Below are 13679 nucleotides of genomic sequence, written 5' to 3'. Positions count from 1 at the left end.
GGCACCACGAGGGGGACGACGGGCTGCAGCCTGGAACCAACCCGTACCGACCTTGGTGGTCGTCCGACGTATGGCGGTGTTCAGCATTCCCTGGTGTCCGCAGTATGCGTGCCACCACCTGTGGAGTCGAGCGGCGCTCGGCAGGGTCTTCTTTGCACCCCGTTAAGCCAGCCTCTGCAAGCCTGCGCGCAGTCCCGTCGGAGATTCCCCATGCGCCTGTCCCTGTTGATGCTTGCCGTTCTGGCCCCGGCCATGCCTGCCTTCGCGGCGGAAGCACCGGAACTGCAGCGAGCGGTGGGTGCACCACAAGCGGTCGGCGCCGTGCATACGCTGCGGCAGATTCCCGAAGCCTGTGCCCGCCTGGAAGGCGCGTTCACCGGCCAGGCCGCCGAGCCCTATCGTTTCTCGGCGGTGCGTACCAGCGAGCAGTGCCAGCCGCGTGCCCGGTTTGTCGACTACAGCAAGGCGCAACCAAGCGCGGACAAGGGCTGGAAACTCAATGATGTGATCCGTGTTCCGAATGCCGCCTGTCCGGCACAGCAGGCGGTGGTGCGCGTATGGCGCCTTCCGGTGAACAACGCGCAGGCGCTGGATGGGCAGGGACAGTCGCGCATCTATCTGGAAGAAGCCAAGAAGCAGGCCGCCGCCGGCAAGATCCCGCAGGTGACGATGTTCGCCGCGCAGCTGCAGATGGAAGGCAAGGCCTGCAATTGAGGCTGAGCATCCACGCATGGCGTGGATCTACTGGGAGGGAGACCTGGGCAAGGCCTGCAATTGAGGCCAGGCATCCACGCATGGCGTGGATCTACTGGGAGGGAGACCCGGGTAGTGCCGGCCGCTGGCCGGCAACCCCGCGATCAATCCGCAAGCCTCGCTCCACGCGCCACCAGCAGCTCGCGCAGTGCCGATCTGTGGCACTGCGCCTCGTCCTCGCAATAGCAGCCCACCGCGATATCGCTGTGCTGCGATAGTGCGGCCAGCAGATCCAGCGCATGCGCCGCATCAGGCGCCTTCATCTCGGCTTTGTAGTGGCGGAAGAACGCATTCCAATCGGCAGCGGTCTTCGCCTCATGCGCCTGCTTCACCAGCTCGGCGCTGGGTGACAGTGTCGGGAACCACACGTCGTACCAGTCCTGATCCGCGAACTTGCTGCGCGGCACACCGCGCGGCGGGCGCCGCACAGTGCCGATGCGCAGGCCTTCACCGGGCGCACGCGGAGAGCCAAGTCGAACAACACGCAACGCCATGGCATTCCTCGCAAAAAGGGGGCGGAGGGGATTAAGTCGTATCCGACCCGCTGCTGACACTGGTGGAGGTGACGGAAGGGCGTATACGACTTAATCCCCTCCGTCCCCTTTACGGCTTCAGCCTTCGAACGCTGGCAGCTTCTGCTTCACCGCCACGTTCTTCAGCGTCACGTACTTCGGCAGGCCGTCGGCACCATACGGAAGCGGCGCTTCGCCCTTGATCAGCGGCGACAGGTAGGCGCGTGCCTTGGCCGTGATGCCGAATCCATCGCGACGGATGAAGCTGGCCGGCATCTTCTTCTCGTGGTTGGCAATCTTCGACAGCGGTGCGGCTTCGATCTTCCAGCGATACGGTGCATCGCTGCTGCGCACGATCACCGGCATCACCCCGTTCTGACCCTTCAGCGCCAGCTGCACCGCAGCCTTGCCGACCGCCTGGGCCTGTTCCCAGTCGGTTTTGCTGGCCAGGTGGCGGGCTGAGCGCTGCAGGTAGTCGGGCAGGGCCCAGTGCACCTTCAGCCCCAGCTGGTCCTTGACCCGCCCGGCCAGATGCGCGGCCACGCCGCCCAGCTGCGAATGGCCGAACGAATCCTTGCCGCCACCGGCGTCGGCGACGAAGCGGCCATCGGCGGTAGCTATGCCTTCCGAGGCCACCACCACGCAGTAGCCGACGCGGTCGACCACGGCCTTGACCTTGGCCAGGAACACCGCCTCGTCATAGGCGCGTTCGGGCAGCAGGATGATGTGCGGTGCTTCGTCATCGCCGTTGCCGGCCAGGCCAGCGGCCGCAGCCAGCCAGCCAGCGTGGCGGCCCATTGCCTCGTAGATGAAGACCCGGGTGGAGGTCTCGGCCATCGCCGCCACGTCCAGCGCCGCTTCGCGCACCGACACGGCGGTGTACTTGGCCGCCGAGCCGAAGCCGGGGCAGGTGTCAGTCACCGCCAGGTCGTTGTCGATGGTCTTGGGCACACCGATGCAGGTCAGGTCGTAGCCAGAGGCCTTGGCCAGCTGCGAGACCTTCAGCGCGGTATCGGCCGAGTCGTTGCCACCGTTGTAGAGGAACCAGCGCACGTCGTGTGCGCGCAGCACCTCCAGCAGGCGGTCGTAGCGGGCGCGGTCGGCGTCCAGCGATTTCAGCTTGACCCGGCATGAGCCGAAGGCGCCGCCCGGGGTATGGGCCAGCGCGCGGATGGCCGCGGCGCTCTCCTTGCTGGTGTCGATCAGCTCCTCGCGCAGGGCACCGAGGATGCCGTTGCGGGCAGCCAGGACCTTGATGCCCTTGGCCCGGGCCTGCTCGATCACCGCTGCGGCTGTGGCATTGATGACCGCGGTGACACCGCCGGACTGGGCATAAAGGAGAGTACCGTTGCGCATGCTTCTACCTGCTCGGGGGAGGGGACATTGCAGGGACATTACCCGTATGCGGTAAAGTGGCGCTATTGCGGTGCAGCGATACCGGACCGTCCGGGACGCGAACCTTCTTAATTTTCAACACGTTGGAGTCAGGTCAATGCGATTGGTTCTGTTGGGACCGCCCGGTTCGGGCAAGGGGACACAGGCGACGCGCCTGAAGGAAAAGCTGGGTATCGCCCACATTTCGACCGGTGACATGCTGCGCGCGGAAATCGCTGCCGGCTCCGAGCTGGGCAAGCAGGCCAAGGCGGTGATGGACGCCGGCAACCTGGTCTCGGACGACATCCTGCTGGGCATGCTGGAGTCGCGCCTGACCCAGGCCGATGTCGCCAAGGGCTTCATCCTGGATGGCTACCCGCGCAATGTGGCCCAGGCCAATGCGATGGACGGCCTGCTGGCCAAGATCGGCCAGCCGCTGGACGCGGTGGTGCAGCTGGACGTGGCCACCGAGCTGCTGGTCGACCGCATCGCCGGTCGTGCCAAGGAGCAGGGCCGCGCCGATGACAGTCCGGAAGCGGTGCGTCAGCGCCTGCAGGTCTACAACGACCAGACCGCCCCGGTGGTCGACTTCTACGCTGCCCGTGGCACCCTGGCCCGCGTCGACGGCGTCGGTGAGCTGGACGAGATCGAAGCCCGCATCCTGGCGGCGATCAAGCGCTGACCCTCGTGGCCGGTTGATGCCGGCGACTGAAGGCGCAAAAAAACAGGCCTGATCCGCGAGGATCAGGCCTGTTTTGTTTCATAGGTGCCAGCAAAGGGCTTGCTCAGGGCCCCCACAGCATGAGCTCCCTTGGGGATGGCCTCTTGGGGAGTAGGACCGGTTCGGGTACTGCGGCTGGCATCCTGAATTGTGTCCGGGTTCACAGAACATCGCTATCGGGAATTCCCTGACATGCGGTTGGAGTTTTCTCACAGTGGCTGTAGGGGTTCTCTTACCCTGTTGCCGGCAATGGCCCTATACAGCCGTGATCGGTCACAATCCACGGTCATGAGCAGCGTACATATCCTTGCAATCGCCGGCACCTTCATGGGTGGCGTGGCCGCCTTGGCGCGGGAACTGGGCCATACGGTCAGTGGCAGCGACCAGGCCATCTATCCGCCGATGTCGACCCAGCTCGAGCAGCTGGGCATCACCCTGGACCAGGGCTACCGCGCCGACAGCGTGCCGGAGGGCACCGGGCAGGTGGTGATCGGCAACGCGCTGTCGCGCGGCAATCCTGCCGTCGAAGCCGTCCTGGATGCCGGCCAGCGCTACATTTCCGGCGCCCAGTGGCTGTCCGAGCAGGTCCTGCCGGGCCGTGACACCCTGGCTGTGGCCGGTACCCATGGCAAGACCACCACCACCACCATCCTGACCTGGCTGCTGGAGAATGCCGGTCGCTCCCCCGGCTTCCTGATCGGCGGCGTGGCCGAGGACTTCGGCGTGTCCGCCCGCTTGGGCCAGGGCCGCGAGTTCGTTGTCGAAGCCGACGAGTACGACACCGCGTTCTTCGACAAGCGCAGCAAGTTCGTGCACTACCGGCCGCTGGTGGCGATCCTCAACAACCTTGAATACGACCACGCCGACATCTTCCCCGACGTGGCGGCGATCCAGCGCCAGTTCCACCACCTGGTGCGCACCGTGCCGGCGCGCGGCCGCCTGATCGTCAATGGCGAAGACGCGCACCTTGCCGAAGTGCTGGCGATGGGCTGCTGGACCCCGGTCGAACGCTTCGGCTTCGACCCCGCGCTGGAATGGCATGCCGAGCTGCTGGCCGCCGATGGCAGCGCGTTCCGCGTCCATCATCGCGGGCAGGCGCTGGGCGATGTGCACTGGTCGCTGCTGGGCCGGCACAATGTGCTCAATGGCCTGGCTGCACTGGCCGCTGCGCACGCAGTGGGTGTTGCGCCGGCCGAGGTGATCCCGGCGTTGGCGCGCTTCCGCAGCGTCAAGCGGCGCATGGAAGTGATCGGCAACCACGATGGCATTACCGTCTACGACGACTTCGCCCATCACCCGACCGCGATTGCGACCACGCTCGAAGGCCTGCGTGCCAGGGTCGGTGATGCCCGCATCGTGGTGGCGATGGAGCCGCGCAGCAATTCGATGCGGTTGGGCGCTCACGCACAAGCACTGGCACCGTCCTTGGCACTCGCCGATGAGGTGGTGTTCCTGCACCGCCCGGAGCTGGCCTGGAATGCGGCAGCGGTGATCGCGGCGGTGCGCGGACAGGCGCATGCCGTGGCCGACACCGATGCGCTGTTGGCGCAGCTGCAGGCCGACGTGCGCAGCGGCGACCATGTGGTGTTCATGTCCAACGGCGGCTTCGACGGCGCGCCGCGCCGCTTCCTTGCAGGGCTGCAGGCACGATGAGCAGTGAGGGTTCGCTGCCGCTGTTCCCGCTGCATACGACGCTGCTGCCGGGCGCGGCCATCGGCTTGCGTGTCTTCGAGCCACGCTACCTGGATCTGGTGCGCGAAACCGGCCGCAGCGGTGAAGGTTTCGGTGTCTGCCTGATCCTGGAAGGAAACGAAGTGGGAGCGCCGGCAACGCCGGCCGCCTTCGGCGTGCAGGTGAAGATCGAGGATTTCGATGTCGGCGCCGATGGCGTGCTGCAGCTGCGATTGCGCGGCACCCGTCGTTTCCACGTCGAGCGCACGCGCGTGCGCGACAACGGGCTGGTGGTTGCCGATGTGCGCTGGTGCGATGAGGATCCCGATGACGAACTGCGTCCGCAGCATGCGCTGCTGGCGACGGTACTGGACCACATCATCGAGCAGGCGGGCACGGCGTTCGCACCGGCTACGCCGGCATTGATGGATCAGGCCAGCTGGGTCAGCTGGCGGCTGGCCGAGCTGCTGCCGCTGAGCGAGCAGCAGCGCCTGCAGCTTCTGCAGCTGGACGACCCGCACCAGCGCCTGCAGCAGCTGCTGGGTTGGATGCCGTAAAAACCGGCCGTCGTGCTCGCCGGGCATGGCCCGGCGGCTTCGGTAGATGCCAACCTTGGTTGGCAGCCTTTCCCGAAAGCGCCAACCAAGGTTGGCGACTACCAGGCGGAGCAGTCGCGCCGGGCCATGCCCGGCGGCTTCGTTACGGCGTGGCGGTCTTCAACCGCAGCACTGGCAGGCCGGTCTCCGGGTGCACGGCTTCCTGCTGAGGCAGCGTCTGCACCGCTTCCTTCACGGCGTTCAACGCCGGATCGATCCCACGCACGGGGTGCCACATGCCGATCCACTGGAAGTGACGCTCGTAGCGCAGGGTCTGCGCGCTGCCCAGCCACAACGGCGTGTCACCCGGCTGCAGCTGCGCCGGCGCCTGCCACAATCGCAGCACGTAGCGCTCATCGGCCTGCGCGCCCTGGCGCACCATCAGCAGTGCTTCGACGCGCGTATCCAGCGTCGCCGGCAGCACCGGCAGTTCATCGGCGCCGGTGTTCTTGTCCAGCATCAGCAGTGCTTCCTGCCAGCCGGCCTGGGCCTGCACCTGCCAGCCGCGCGCTTCCAGCTGCGCCTGCAGCGGCGCCAATGGACCGGCCACCTGCACGTCCAGYGGCCAGCGCTGGTCATCGTCGAATTCGTTGCGGCGTGCCGGCAGCTTCGCCCAGTCATGCTGCCACCAGGCCTGCGCGTCCATCGCCAGCGGCGCCGGAAGGGTCGGCTCGAAGCGTTCCAGCTTGATGGCGATGTTGCGCGGTGCGTACCACATTGCCGCCACCGCGAAGACGCCGTAGAACAGCCATGCCACCGGTTTGACCCAGAACGAGCGGTTGAAGCGGCGGCGGTAGGCGATGCCCAGCACCAGCAGCCAGAAGGTGCCGAACAACATGCCGCCGATGACGTCGCTCAGCCAGTGCGCGCCCAGGTACAAGCGCGAGAAGCCGATCAGGCTGACCACGATGCCCGATACCAGGTACGGCCAGACGCGGGTGCGGCCGGGCATTTCGCGGGCGATCAGCACCGCGAAGAAGCCGAAGGTGATGGTGGCCATGGTCACCGACACCGACGGGAAGCCGAAGCCGCTGCTGGCATCGATCGGGCGCACCACATCGACGGTGGCGCCGAGCAGTTTGGTCAGGGCCAGGCCGAAGGCCAATGCGGCCAGCCAATGTGCAGCCGCCATCCAGCGCCGGCGCCAGACCAGGTAGCCCATCGCTGCAGCGGTTGCCGGCAGCAGCACCTGCCATGCGCCCAGCGATGCCAACGCGGCCATCGGGTAATCGGCCAGCGGATTGCGCAGGGCCAGCATTGCCTGGTGCACCAGCAGATCCACCGCCAGGGGTTCGCCGTGGGCGACCACTACGGTCAACAGCGCGAACCAGCCCCAGCCCAACAGCAGCAGCATCAGCGCCAGCATCGCCAGCGGTACCGACTCGCGGCGCTTCGGATCAAGCACGCCGACGGTGTAGCGGCCGAGTGTCGGGTGGCGGTTGGACCAGTCGAGCAGGCGGGCCAGCCAGTTGTCCATGCGTGCGGCCGACCAGCGATAGCCGTACAGCACGATGGCCCAGACCAGGCTGAGGATCACCGCCAGCAGGCCCGCCACCACGACCAGCCGGCCGGCAACCGCAGCGACGGTGTCATAGGCCTCGCCGAGGATCCAGCCAGGGGCCAGGAACAGTACGGCCCAGGAAATACTGGCGATGCCACTGGCCTGTACATAACGGCTGGCGGGCATTTTCATCATGCCGGCGATGGCGGGCACGAATGGCCGGATGGCACCGACATAGCGGGCGATCAGGATGCTCTTGAACGCATTGCGGCGGAACAGGTTCTCGCCCCGGTCAAGCAGCTGCGGGTAGCGGCTGAACGGCCAGACGCCACGCAGGCGGTCGCCCCAGCGCCGGCCTATCCAGTAGCTGATGCCATCACCGGCGAACGCACCCAGCGCTGCGGCTGCAACCGCATACGGCCCGGAGATCTGGCCCAGGCCGATGAACACGCCGACGGCGAACAGCAACGGCAGCGCCGGCACGATGGCGCCAAGAATGATGACCGCATCGCAGAAGGCGATCAGAAAGATGACCGCACCCGCCAACACGGGATGAGCGGCAATCCACGCGAGGGTGGCGTCGATCCATGAAGAGTCCATTTCCCGATTATAGGGGCGTGAAGGTGACTGGTTCCCAGCCGCTTGGTGACCGTTTGCAACCGGCGCCATCGCCTAGAATGTCGCCATGCCTGTATCCAACGACGCGCCAACGCATGCACTGAAGGCCGACAGCTTTGGCCGGATCCTCCTCGTGCAGGGCCCAGAAGGCCCCTTCGTGCGCCGCGATCTGGGTGCCACGCCGCTGTGGCTGCGGTTGCCTGCATGGTGGTTGGCGCGGCGCGAAGCGCGCGCGCTGAAGCACATCCACGGCATGGCCGACGTGCCGCAACTGCTGGACTGGAATGGTCGTCATCTCGACCGCAGCTTCATGGCTGGCGATGCGATGTACCAGCGCCCGCCGCGCGGCGACGTGGCCTGGTTCCGTGCCGCGCGTCGCCTGCTGCAGCAGCTGCATCGTCGCGGTGTGGCCCACAACGACCTGGCCAAGGAAGCCAACTGGCTGGTGACCGAGGATGGTCGCCCGGCCCTGATCGACTTCCAGCTGGCGGTGATCGGCGACCCGCGCTCGCGCTGGATGCGCTTGCTGGCGCGCGAAGACCTGCGCCACCTGCTCAAGCACAAGCGCATGTACTGCCGGGAGTCGCTGACACCGGTGGAGAAGCGCGTGCTCAAGCGCACCTCGTGGGTACGTGATCTCTGGTTCGCCACCGGCAAGCCGGTCTACCGCTTCGTCACCCGCCGCATCCTGCATTGGGAAGACAACGAAGGGCAGGGCCCCAAGCCATGAGCGCACTTCTGAGCGAAGGCAGCGTGCTGCGTTCGCAACTGCCGGGCGCCGATTTCGTCCATGCCTGCCAGGCGGCGGCGCCACGCAACGGACGCTCGGCACTGCAGGCCTACCGCGATATGGCAGCGACGGTGCCCGGCTGGTTCGATGGACTGATGGCGCTGCGCAACAGGGGCATGCGGCTGCTGGGCATGAAGGATCTCGGCTCGCTGCGCGTGGTGCAGCAGACCGCTGATCCGCAGCCCGGACAACGCCTCGGCATCTTCACCCTGCAGGCGCTGGACGAGGATGCCATCGTGCTGGAAGACAACGACCGCCATCTGCGCGTGCAGCTGGCGCTGCAATGGCACGACGACGCGTTGGAAGTGGCGACGGTGGTGCATACCCACAACGCGTTCGGCCGTCTGTACATGCTGCCGGTGGCACCGGTGCATCGATGGATCGCGCCGCACCTGCTGAGCAAGCAGGTGCGCGGATATCAGTAGATCCGCGCCATGCGTGGATGCGCGTTGCCGCATGGCGCGGCAAACCTCTACGGCGTCACCGGCACCGCCTGCTGGCCGATGAAGTTGCGCTTGCCATCGAAGTCATAGCCGATCTGCAGCTGGCCCACGTCCGGGCACGCATGGCAGTCGCGCAGCGGCGTGCGGTACAGCAGGCGGATGCCGCCCCCGTCCAGCGCTGCGGTACCCGCGGCCTGCGCCGGCGCGAACGGCGTGGCCTGCGGATGCACCTTGAGCACCTCCTGCACGCCGGGATCGGCGCGCAGCGTGTCGTCCAGCTGCACCGCATCCACGTCGATACGCTTGCCTGCGGCATCGACCAGGCGCGTGCCTTCATTGGTATTGGCGCGGAACGGATATTCGACGGTGGCCACGCCCAGGCCGTCGTGCTCATGCCAGGCAGTCACGTAGGCCAGTTCGCCACCGGTGGACAGCTGCTCGGCCGCGGTGACCGCATCAGCACTGGCCCCACCGGACCGCATCGCATCGCGCAGGCAATCGCGGGTGGCCGCGCTGTCGCCCTGGCGGCAGGCGTTGAGGTCACCATCCCAGACAACGGCCTCGCTCCAGCGCAGCTTGCCATCGCCGGCCGCCTTGTCGACGCTGGCGGCGTCATCCTTGGCCGGCGCGCTGCCGGGTTCGGGCGAGCGGCCCTGGCAGGCGGTGAGCAGGGCCAGGCCCAGGGCAGGCAACAACAGGCGGGAACAGCGCATGGCATGGACCTCGTGCAGTGACCGGGGCACCAGTATCRTCAACGTGCGGTGAACTCCGCGTCGGCGCGGCATACTAGCGGCTCATTGCATACGCTGGAGTGTGGAACGTGGGCAGTCTGCAGGGCAAAACCCTTTTCATCACCGGTGCCTCGCGTGGCATCGGCCTGGCGATCGCATTGCGCGCCGCGCGCGATGGCGCCAACGTCGCCATTGCTGCCAAGTCGTCGGTGCCCAATCCCAAGTTGCCGGGCACCATCCACAGTGCCGCCGAGGCGGTGACTGCAGCGGGTGGCCAGGGCCTGGCCCTGAAATGCGACATCCGCGAAGAAGACCAGGTGCAGGCAGCCGTTGCTGCCGCCGTGGACACGTTCGGTGGCATCGACATCCTGGTCAACAACGCCAGCGCCATCTGGTTGCGCGGCACCCTGGACACGCCGATGAAGCGCTTCGACCTGATGCAGCAGGTCAATTCGCGCGGTAGCTTCCTGTGCGCGCAGGCCTGCCTGCCGTACCTGCTGCAGGCCCCGAACCCGCACATCCTTACCCTCGCGCCGCCGCCGAGCCTCGATCCCAAGTGGTGGGGCGCACACACCGGCTACACGCTGGCGAAGATGGGCATGAGCTTTGTCACCCTCGGCCTGGCCGCCGAGTTCGGCCCGCAGGGCGTGGCCGTCAATGCGTTGTGGCCGCGCACGGTCATTGCAACCGATGCGATCAACATGATTCCGGGCGTGGACGTCGGCGGGTGCCGTACGCCGCAGATCATGGCCGATGCTGCACACGCGGTGCTGGTGCGCGAAGCGGCCGGCTTCCACGGCCGTTTCCTGATCGATGATGAGGTGCTGGCCGAAGCCGGCGTGACCGATCTTTCCGGATATGCGGTGGATGCGTCGCGTCCGTTGCTGCCGGATCTGTTCCTGGATTGAGCCAGGAGCATCCACGCATGGCGTGGATCTACTGTGCTGGCTTCGGTGGGGCTTCATCCACGCATGGCGTGGATCTACTGTGCCTACGGTGGTACCGGCCGTCGGCCGGGCTCACCCTCAGTGGCTGAACGTATCCGGCAACGGTCCGCCACACTTGCGGCAGTGCCGTGCATCCGGCTCGTGGCCTTCCAGCCCGCAATGCGGGCAGCCACGGGCATCGCGGCGCGCAGCCAGCTCGGCATCGCGCATGGTGCTGGCCAGTTCGGCGGTGTAGATGCCGGTGGGCACGGCGATGATGCTGTAACCGATCAGGATCAGCACCGAGGTGACGAAGCGGCCGAGCACGGTCTGCGGCACGATGTCGCCAAAGCCGACCGTGGCCATCGTTACCACCGCCCAGTACATGCTGCTGGGAATGCTGGTGAAGCCGTGGTTCGGTCCCTCGATCACGTACATCAGCGTGCCGGCGATGATCGTGATGGTGACCACCGTGAACAAGAACAGCAGGATCTTGCGCCGACTGCGCCACAGCGACTGCATCAGCACGCCGCTTTCTTCGATGTAGCGGGTCAGCTTGAGGATGCGGAACACGCGCAGGATGCGCAGTGCGCGCACCACCAGCAGGCTCTGCGCACCGGGAATGAACAGCGACAGGTAGGTCGGCAGGATCGAGGCCAGGTCGATGATGCCCCAGATGCTCACCGCGTAGCGCAGCGGGCGCTTGACCACCAGCAGCCGCAGCACGTATTCGGCGGTGAACAGGATGGTGAAGCCCCATTCCAGCACGTACAGCCAGTCGGCATGGGCGATGTGGAAGCGCTGCACGCTGTCGAACATCACCACCAGCACGCTGGCGATGATCGCGTACACCAGCAGCAGGTCGAAATTGCGCGAGGGCCGGCTGTCGTGGCGGTAGATGATGTCGAACCACCGGCGGCGCCAGCCGGTCTCGGTGGCGGGGTTCAGCTGGGGGGCGGAAAACGGTCGCATGCGTGCATTGTGCCGCACGGGTTCCAGCGCGAGAATGGGCATTCCTGAACCCTGCTGACCGCCATGACCGCCGCTACCGATCCGCTGATCTCCCTGTCGCACTACTACCTGCCGGTGTACAAGCCCCGCCAGGTGGTGCTGGAGCGAGGCCAGGGCGCCCGCGTGTGGGACAGCCAGGGCCGTGAGTTCATCGATCTGGCCGCCGGCATTGCCGTGTGTGGCCTGGGCCACAACGACCCGGATCTGGTCGCCGCGCTGGTCGAACAGGCCGGCAAGCTGTGGCACACCAGCAACGTGTTCTACAGCGCGCCACCGCTGCACCTGGCCGAGGAACTGGTGAAGGCCAGCCGCTTCGCCGAGCGCGTGTTCCTGTGCAACTCCGGCGCCGAAGCCAACGAAGTGGCGATCAAGATGGTCCGCAAATGGGCCTCCAGCCAGGGCCGCCCGGCCGACAAGCGCGTGATCATCACCTTCCGCGGCAGCTTCCACGGCCGCACCATGGGCGCGGTGACCGCTACCGCGCAGCCGAAGTACCAGGAAGGCTACGAGCCGCTGCCGGGTGGGTTCCGCTACATCGACTTCAACGATGAAGTGCAGCTGGAAACGGCGATGGCCGCCGGCGACGTGGCGGCGGTGATGCTGGAGCCGATCCAGGGCGAGGGCGGGGTGATGCCGGCCAAGTCCGGTTTCCTCAAGCGCGTGCGTGAACTGTGCGACCAGCACAACGCACTGCTGGTGCTGGATGAGATCCAGGCCGGCATGGGCCGTACCGGTACCTTGTTCGCGCATTGGCAGGATGACGTGGTGCCGGACATGGTGACCCTGGCCAAGGCGCTGGGTGGTGGTTTCCCGATCGGCGCGATGCTGGCCGGCCCGAAGGTGGCCGAGACCATGCAGTTCGGTGCCCACGGCACCACCTTCGGCGGCAATCCGCTGGCCGCGGCCGTCGCCCGCGTGGCGCTGCGCAAGCTGGCCTCGGCCGAGATCGCGGCCAATGTCAGCCGCCAGTCGAAGGCGCTGCGCGATGGGTTCGCCCGCATCAACGACGAGTTCAAGGTGTTCAGCGAAGTCCGCGGTCGCGGCCTGATGCTGGGTGCGGTGCTGAGCAAGGAGTTCGCTGGACAGGCCGGTGCCATCCTCGACCACGCCGCCGAACAGGGCCTGTTGACCCTGCAGGCCGGCMCGGACGTGTTGCGCTTCGTGCCGTCGCTGAACATCACCGACGAAGAAGTGGCGGAAGGCCTGAAGCGCCTGCGCGCGGCGATTGCCGCGTTCGTCGCCGCGCGCTGAATTCCCGACGCCGGGGTCGGACCCCTCTCCTGTGGAGAGGGCGCTGACCCCGTTGCTGCCGCTGCGCTAGTCGGGCATGGCCCGGCGCTACCGCACCCTGTAGCGCTTCAGCACCTTCCCCAGTCCGCGTCCGTCCTGCACGGTTTCCGCGTGCAGGCCCGCTGCGCGTGCACCGCGCACGTTGACGAACAGGTCATCGACGAACAACGTGTGCGCCGGTGCCACGTCGAGGGCTGCGAGCGTGCGCAGGAACACCTCCGGCGCAGGCTTGCGCAGGCCGAAGTCCGCGCTGCAGAACACCCGGCCGTGCAGCATGGGATACAGCTCCGGCAGCAGCGTCGGCAGCGCCTGCGTCATCAAGGCACCATTGTTGGTCAGCACCGCCATCGGCACCTGCAGGGCGTTCAGCCGTTGCAGCACGGCGTGTTGCGGGTGGCTGGCCGCGTGCCGTGCGGCGATCCAGGTGTGCAACGTTACCGTTGTGCCGAGCCGTTCGCCAAGCTGGGCCAGATAGCGCTCGCGATCCAGCGCACCGCTGTCGTGTGCCGCTTCGAGTCCGCTGTCGTACAGCGCGGCCTGCACGTGCGCGGCCGGCACTTCCAGCGCCTGCGCCAGATGCAGCACGCGCTGGGCGCGCTGGTAGTGCACCAGTACGCCATCGACATCGAGCAGGAGAAGGTCGATCCGCATCGGTCGAGCATGCCATTGCCGTATCCCCGCGCAAACCCTGGAGCACGACTGCGACACACGGTCGCAGCCAGGCGGACAGGCCGCTGCCTAG

The 13679-nt window shown here is 66.9% G+C and carries 14 protein-coding genes; 8 read left to right on the top strand and 6 right to left on the bottom strand.

Going from position 1 to position 13679, the window contains the following annotated elements; translation table 11 throughout:
• Positions 1-210: 210 nt before the first annotated feature.
• A complete protein-coding gene (locus AB4Y98_RS12490) occupies positions 211-714 on the top strand; it encodes a hypothetical protein (protein ID WP_223496440.1) in 504 nt (167 codons plus the stop codon).
• Positions 715-857: 143 nt separating this feature from the next.
• Here the strand turns inward: AB4Y98_RS12490 and AB4Y98_RS12485 are convergent, their stop codons facing one another.
• Both AB4Y98_RS12485 and AB4Y98_RS12480 read right to left on the bottom strand, forming a co-directional pair.
• On the bottom strand, positions 858-1247 hold the full coding sequence (locus tag AB4Y98_RS12485) for a DUF488 domain-containing protein (protein WP_312786547.1): 390 nt from the start codon (positions 1245-1247) through the stop codon (positions 858-860).
• A gap of 117 nt (positions 1248-1364) precedes the next feature.
• The gene (locus AB4Y98_RS12480) at positions 1365-2621 is read right to left on the bottom strand and encodes a 6-phosphofructokinase (RefSeq protein WP_442244449.1); all 1257 of its coding nucleotides are present in this window, start codon (positions 2619-2621) and stop codon (positions 1365-1367) included.
• A 136-nt stretch (positions 2622-2757) separates the two neighbouring features.
• Here AB4Y98_RS12480 and AB4Y98_RS12475 point away from each other — a divergent pair, with 136 nt between their 5' ends.
• From AB4Y98_RS12475 to AB4Y98_RS12465, 3 genes are all read left to right on the top strand, one after another.
• On the top strand, positions 2758-3321 hold the full coding sequence (locus AB4Y98_RS12475) for an adenylate kinase (RefSeq protein ID WP_363731790.1): 564 nt from the start codon (positions 2758-2760) through the stop codon (positions 3319-3321).
• Positions 3322-3648: 327 nt separating this feature from the next.
• On the top strand, positions 3649-5013 hold the full coding sequence (mpl, locus tag AB4Y98_RS12470; RefSeq protein WP_442244448.1) for a UDP-N-acetylmuramate:L-alanyl-gamma-D-glutamyl-meso-diaminopimelate ligase: 1365 nt from the start codon (positions 3649-3651) through the stop codon (positions 5011-5013).
• Positions 5010-5588: an LON peptidase substrate-binding domain-containing protein gene (locus tag AB4Y98_RS12465; RefSeq protein ID WP_093817939.1), complete on the top strand. Its 579-nt coding sequence runs from the start codon at positions 5010-5012 to the stop codon at positions 5586-5588. Before mpl ends, AB4Y98_RS12465 begins: the two co-directional genes overlap by 4 nt.
• Positions 5589-5730: 142 nt before the next feature.
• On the opposite strand, the gene AB4Y98_RS12460 is transcribed toward AB4Y98_RS12465, so the two are convergent.
• Positions 5731-7728 carry a bifunctional DedA family/phosphatase PAP2 family protein gene (locus AB4Y98_RS12460; protein ID WP_223496430.1) on the bottom strand — a complete coding sequence of 666 codons (1998 nt, stop codon included), beginning with the start codon at positions 7726-7728 and terminating at the stop codon, positions 5731-5733.
• An 85-nt stretch (positions 7729-7813) separates the two neighbouring features.
• Here AB4Y98_RS12460 and AB4Y98_RS12455 point away from each other — a divergent pair, with 85 nt between their 5' ends.
• Positions 7814-8476: a serine/threonine-protein kinase gene (locus AB4Y98_RS12455; RefSeq protein ID WP_108266319.1), complete on the top strand. Its 663-nt coding sequence runs from the start codon at positions 7814-7816 to the stop codon at positions 8474-8476.
• Positions 8473-8961 carry a DUF2867 domain-containing protein gene (locus AB4Y98_RS12450; protein WP_442244447.1) on the top strand — a complete coding sequence of 163 codons (489 nt, stop codon included), beginning with the start codon at positions 8473-8475 and terminating at the stop codon, positions 8959-8961. Before AB4Y98_RS12455 ends, AB4Y98_RS12450 begins: the two co-directional genes overlap by 4 nt.
• A 47-nt stretch (positions 8962-9008) precedes the next feature.
• Here AB4Y98_RS12450 and AB4Y98_RS12445 read toward each other — a convergent pair whose 3' ends face one another.
• On the bottom strand, positions 9009-9692 hold the full coding sequence (locus AB4Y98_RS12445; RefSeq protein ID WP_442244446.1) for a hypothetical protein: 684 nt from the start codon (positions 9690-9692) through the stop codon (positions 9009-9011).
• 107 nt (positions 9693-9799) lie between these two features.
• Here AB4Y98_RS12445 and AB4Y98_RS12440 point away from each other — a divergent pair, with 107 nt between their 5' ends.
• Positions 9800-10618 (top strand): SDR family oxidoreductase, encoded by an 819-nt coding sequence (locus tag AB4Y98_RS12440; protein WP_165378006.1) that lies wholly within the window; start codon positions 9800-9802, stop codon positions 10616-10618.
• Positions 10619-10735: 117 nt separating this feature from the next.
• Here the strand turns inward: AB4Y98_RS12440 and AB4Y98_RS12435 are convergent, their stop codons facing one another.
• Positions 10736-11608 carry an ion transporter gene (locus AB4Y98_RS12435; RefSeq protein ID WP_312111066.1) on the bottom strand — a complete coding sequence of 291 codons (873 nt, stop codon included), beginning with the start codon at positions 11606-11608 and terminating at the stop codon, positions 10736-10738.
• Between the two features lie 63 nt (positions 11609-11671).
• On the opposite strand from AB4Y98_RS12435, the gene AB4Y98_RS12430 reads away from it, so the two are divergent.
• The gene (locus tag AB4Y98_RS12430) at positions 11672-12898 is read left to right on the top strand and encodes an acetylornithine transaminase (RefSeq protein ID WP_442244445.1); all 1227 of its coding nucleotides are present in this window, start codon (positions 11672-11674) and stop codon (positions 12896-12898) included.
• 87 nt (positions 12899-12985) lie between these two features.
• Here AB4Y98_RS12430 and AB4Y98_RS12425 read toward each other — a convergent pair whose 3' ends face one another.
• The gene (locus tag AB4Y98_RS12425) at positions 12986-13588 is read right to left on the bottom strand and encodes an HAD-IA family hydrolase (RefSeq protein ID WP_442244444.1); all 603 of its coding nucleotides are present in this window, start codon (positions 13586-13588) and stop codon (positions 12986-12988) included.
• Positions 13589-13679: the final 91 nt, after the last annotated feature.

This window comes from Stenotrophomonas sp. 2YAF26 (assembly GCF_052114625.1).
GTDB classification, from domain to species: domain Bacteria; phylum Pseudomonadota; class Gammaproteobacteria; order Xanthomonadales; family Xanthomonadaceae; genus Stenotrophomonas; species Stenotrophomonas indicatrix.
Note: the sequence above shows the minus strand (reverse complement) of the source record. Positions and strands in the feature narration are given on the sequence as shown.

What these genes read in the sequence shown, in the direction of transcription:
- AB4Y98_RS12480 (WP_442244449.1), bottom strand. Translation starts at nt 2,621, where the DNA reads ATGCGCAACGGTACTCTCCTTTATGCCCAGTCCGGCGGTGTCACCGCG.
- AB4Y98_RS12485 (WP_312786547.1), bottom strand. Translation starts at nt 1,247, where the DNA reads ATGGCGTTGCGTGTTGTTCGACTTGGCTCTCCGCGTGCGCCCGGTGAA.
- AB4Y98_RS12455 (WP_108266319.1), top strand. Translation starts at nt 7,814, where the DNA reads ATGCCTGTATCCAACGACGCGCCAACGCATGCACTGAAGGCCGACAGC.
- AB4Y98_RS12490 (WP_223496440.1), top strand. Translation starts at nt 211, where the DNA reads ATGCGCCTGTCCCTGTTGATGCTTGCCGTTCTGGCCCCGGCCATGCCT.
- AB4Y98_RS12450 (WP_442244447.1), top strand. Translation starts at nt 8,473, where the DNA reads ATGAGCGCACTTCTGAGCGAAGGCAGCGTGCTGCGTTCGCAACTGCCG.
- AB4Y98_RS12465 (WP_093817939.1), top strand. Translation starts at nt 5,010, where the DNA reads ATGAGCAGTGAGGGTTCGCTGCCGCTGTTCCCGCTGCATACGACGCTG.
- AB4Y98_RS12475 (WP_363731790.1), top strand. Translation starts at nt 2,758, where the DNA reads ATGCGATTGGTTCTGTTGGGACCGCCCGGTTCGGGCAAGGGGACACAG.
- AB4Y98_RS12435 (WP_312111066.1), bottom strand. Translation starts at nt 11,608, where the DNA reads ATGCGACCGTTTTCCGCCCCCCAGCTGAACCCCGCCACCGAGACCGGC.
- mpl (WP_442244448.1), top strand. Translation starts at nt 3,649, where the DNA reads ATGAGCAGCGTACATATCCTTGCAATCGCCGGCACCTTCATGGGTGGC.
- AB4Y98_RS12425 (WP_442244444.1), bottom strand. Translation starts at nt 13,588, where the DNA reads ATGCGGATCGACCTTCTCCTGCTCGATGTCGATGGCGTACTGGTGCAC.
- AB4Y98_RS12445 (WP_442244446.1), bottom strand. Translation starts at nt 9,692, where the DNA reads ATGCGCTGTTCCCGCCTGTTGTTGCCTGCCCTGGGCCTGGCCCTGCTC.